3 protein-coding genes are annotated in these 3,762 nt (G+C 71.9%); all 3 read left to right on the forward strand.

Annotation, left to right across the window (positions count from 1 at the left end):
* Positions 1–35 precede the first annotated feature (35 nt).
* Genes ligA through CVO76_RS03765 form a run of 3 tightly spaced genes read left to right on the forward strand, consistent with a single transcriptional unit; the run spans position 36 to position 3,663 of the window.
* Complete coding sequence (ligA, locus tag CVO76_RS03755) at positions 36–2,312, forward strand: NAD-dependent DNA ligase LigA (RefSeq protein ID WP_208740721.1); 2,277 nt, start codon at positions 36–38, stop codon at positions 2,310–2,312.
* A complete protein-coding gene (locus tag CVO76_RS03760) occupies positions 2,309–3,202 on the forward strand; it encodes an inositol monophosphatase family protein (RefSeq protein WP_208740722.1) in 894 nt (297 codons plus the stop codon). Before ligA ends, CVO76_RS03760 begins: the two co-directional genes overlap by 4 nt.
* The gene (locus CVO76_RS03765; protein ID WP_208740723.1) at positions 3,199–3,663 is read left to right on the forward strand and encodes a DUF2087 domain-containing protein; all 465 of its coding nucleotides are present in this window, start codon (positions 3,199–3,201) and stop codon (positions 3,661–3,663) included. The genes CVO76_RS03760 and CVO76_RS03765 overlap by 4 nt, the downstream gene beginning before the upstream one ends.
* Positions 3,664–3,762: the final 99 nt, after the last annotated feature.

The following is a 3,762-nucleotide window of genomic DNA, read 5'->3' on the forward strand; positions in this document are numbered from 1 at the left end:
GGCCCGTGTCAGGGGTGTAGGGCAAGATAAGGACGGTGACCACAGGAACCGAAGACGCAGCCCAGACCGCCGGATCCGGAGACCGTCAGCCGCCGGGGGACGAGCTCAGGGCCGAGTATGCGCAGCTCGCCGAGGAGGTCCGCGCACACCGCACCGCGTACTACCAGGACGCCGCCCCCACCATCTCCGACGCCGAGTTCGACACCCTCTTCCGGCGGCTCGAGGAGCTGGAGGCGCTCCACCCCGAAATCGTCGCCAACGACTCGCCCACCCAGGAGGTGGGTGGGGAGGTGTCCGCCGCCTTCGCCCCCGTGGACCACCTCGCGCGCATGTACAGCCTCGAGGACGTCTTCTCCCTCGACGAGCTGAAGGCCTGGCTGGACCGCGCGGCCGCCGGCGTCGAGCAGCGCAGCCCGGGGGCGACGGTCGCCTGGCTGACGGAGCTCAAGATCGACGGCCTCGCCGTGAACCTCCTGTACCGCGACGGTGAACTGGTCCGCGCCGCCACCCGCGGCGACGGCGTCACGGGGGAGGACATCACGCACAACGTCCTCACCATCGCCTCGGTCCCGAAACGCCTTGCCGGTACCGGCCACCCGGAGGAGGTGGAGATCCGCGGCGAGGTCTTCTTCCCCACCAGGGAGTTCGCGCAGCTCAACGAGCGGATGGTCGCCGCCGGCAAGGCCCCGTTCGCCAATCCCCGGAACGCCGCCGCCGGTTCCCTGCGGCAGAAGGATCCCGCCATGACGGCGGAGCGTCCCCTCGACATGTACGTCCACGGCATCGGCGCCCGCACCGGCCTGGCGGCCGAGACGCAGTCGGAGACGTACGACCTCCTGAAGGCCTGGGGGCTCCCCACCTCGCCGTACTACAGGGTCCTCGCCACCCAGGACGAGGTCGTCGACTTCATCGGTCATTACGGGGAGCACCGCCACGACCTCCTGCACGAGATCGACGGCATCGTGGTGAAGGTCGACAGCTTCGCCCTGCAGCGCGCGCTCGGCCACACCTCCCGCGTGCCGCGCTGGTCCGTGGCGTACAAGTACCCGCCGGAGGAGGTGAACACGAGGCTGCTGGACATCCTCGTGAACGTGGGCCGGACCGGCCGTGTCACGCCCTTCGGCCTCATGGAGCCCGTCAAGGTGGCCGGTTCCACCGTCGGTATGGCCACGCTGCACAACCAGGAGGTCGTCAAGGCCAAGGGCGTGATGATCGGGGACATCGTGGTGCTGCGGAAGGCCGGCGACGTCATCCCGGAGATCGTCGGCCCGGTCATGGCCCTGCGCGATCCCGAGAAGGTCCGCGCGTTCGTCATGCCCACCGAGTGCCCCTCCTGCGGCACGCCGCTCCAGCCGGCGAAGGAGGGCGACGTCGACATCCGCTGCCCCAACGCCCGGTCCTGTCCCTCCCAGTTGCGTGAGCGCGTGTTCCACCTCGCCGGGCGCGGCGCCTTCGACATCGAGGCCCTCGGCTGGGAGGCGGCGATCGCGCTCACCCAGCCCGCGGAACCAGCGGTCCCGCCGATCACCACCGAGGCGGAGATCTTCGACCTCACGCCGGAGAAGCTGGCGGACGTGAAGATCGAGCGGGACAAGAAGGTCAAGGGCGTCGTCACGGGCAGGGAACTCGTGCCCTACTTCTATTCGAAGGGGACGGCGAAGAAGCCCTCGGAGCCGAGCGCAACGACCCGGAAGCTCTTCACGGAGCTGGAGAAGGCGAAGAAGCAGCCGCTCTGGCGCGTGCTCGTGGCGCTGTCCATCCGTCACGTCGGTCCGACGGCGTCACGCGCCCTCGCCACCGCCTTCGGCTCGATGGACCGCATCCGTGCCGCGAGCGAGGAGGAACTCGCGCACGTCGACGGCGTGGGCCCCACCATCGCCGTCGCCCTGAAGGAGTGGTTCGCTGAGGACTGGCACCGCGAGATCGTGGACCGCTGGGCGGCAGCGGGCGTGCGCATGCAGGACGACGTCGACGAGAGCACGCCGCGCACCCTCGAGGGCCTCACCGTCGTGGTGACCGGATCCCTGGAGCAGTACAACCGCGACGAGGCGAAGGAGGCCATCATCACCCGTGGTGGCAAGGCCGCCGGTTCGGTGTCGAAGAACACCAGCTACGTGGTGGCGGGCGAGAACGCCGGGACCAAGCTCGAGAAAGCCGAGGCGCTCGGCATCCCCGTGCTCGACGAGGAGGGCTTCATCGCACTCCTCGAGAACGGCCCCCCGATCTCCGATCCCGACGACGAGGACGCCGAGGTGGCCACGGAACCCGGGTCCGGAGCGGGAACGGGCCCCGACACCCCGGAGGCCCCGTGACGACCGGGCCGGCAGGTCCTTCGGGGGACGGCCGTGCGCCGACCCCGGAGGCGCTCCTGCACCTGGCACGGCAGGCGGCCGCGGCCGGTGCCGAGGTCCTGGCCCGGCGCGACCCCGCTGCCCTCGGTGCCACCAGCAAGAGCTCGGACAGTGACTGGGTGACCGCGTTCGACGTCGCCGCGGAGCGTGCGGTGCGCCGCGTCGTCCTGGACTCGCGGCCGCACGACGCCATCACCGGCGAGGAACTCGGCACCACCGTTCCTGCCGGGTCCGGCGCCGCAGGTATCCGCTGGTCGATCGACCCGCTCGACGGCACCACGAACTTCATCCGGAACATCGTCTACTACGGCACGTCCGTGGCGGCGGCCGACGCGGACGGCACCTGGCTGGCGGGCGTCGTGCACGCCCCGGCGCTGCGCCGGATCTACTGGGCGTCCCGCGGCGGCGGAGCGTGGCTGAGCGACCAGGGTAGGGTGCGGCGCCTCGCCGGGCCCGGTACCGACCGGGGGAGGATCCTCGGCACCGGCTTCTCGTACGACGCCGCGACGCGGGCGGGGCAGGTGGACGACCTCGGCGCGTTCCTCCATGGCTTCGGCGACCTGCGGACGCTCGGTTCTGCGGCTCTCGATCTCTGCATGGTCGCCGACGGCTCCCTCGACGCCTTCGTGGAGCGCGGGCTGCACGAGCACGACATCGCGGCGGGCGCGCTGATCGCCGAGGAGGCGGGCGTCGTCGTCCTCCGGCCGCCGCTGCGGTCCGTGCTCGACGGCGGGCCCACGGAGGCCGAGCGCCTCGCGGCCGTCACGGCGGCCGGGACGCCCGGCTTCCTCGCGGCCGTTCGGGGGTCTGCAGCACCGACCTCGGCACCGACCACGGAAGGGGCATCATGACGCGGTCCTGGCAGAAGATCCTCTCGACCCTCGCCGGAGCGCGTTCCCGTGAGATCTATGCGCGGGCCGTGCTCGGGGAGCCGCTCGACGCTGCGCCGAAGGAGATCCGGCGCCTCGTCGACGCGGGACTCCTCGCGGCCGACCACGCGGTCGACGGTGAGCTCTTCAAGGAGGTGCTCGCGGCAGCGGCGCCGGGGACGCCGAAGGGCGTGGACCGGTTCTTCCGGGACGGGCGGATCGACGGACTCCCGCGCGCCGGCCAGGACCGGGCCGACCTGCTGGCGCACCTCGCCGAGCGGCTCCTGCCCGCCGACGAGGAGCTGGGCGAGCCTGACGTCAACCGGCTGCTCGCCACGGTCACACGCGACGTCCCGACGCTGCGGCGGGCGCTCGTCGACCACGGCTACGTGGAGCGGTACCCGGACGGCACGGGCTACCGACGCGCCACGGAGACGTCCTGACCTCACGGTGCGGCGGCACGCGACTCGTCGTGTCCACGGACGGTGCTCATGGACACACCGGCGGGGCCACCGCTGCCAGGTCGTCGAGCCTGCGGCGGG

Origin of the sequence: Arthrobacter agilis (genome assembly GCF_002953615.1) — a bacterium.
In the GTDB taxonomy this organism is placed as follows: domain Bacteria; phylum Actinomycetota; class Actinomycetes; order Actinomycetales; family Micrococcaceae; genus Arthrobacter_D; species Arthrobacter_D agilis_B.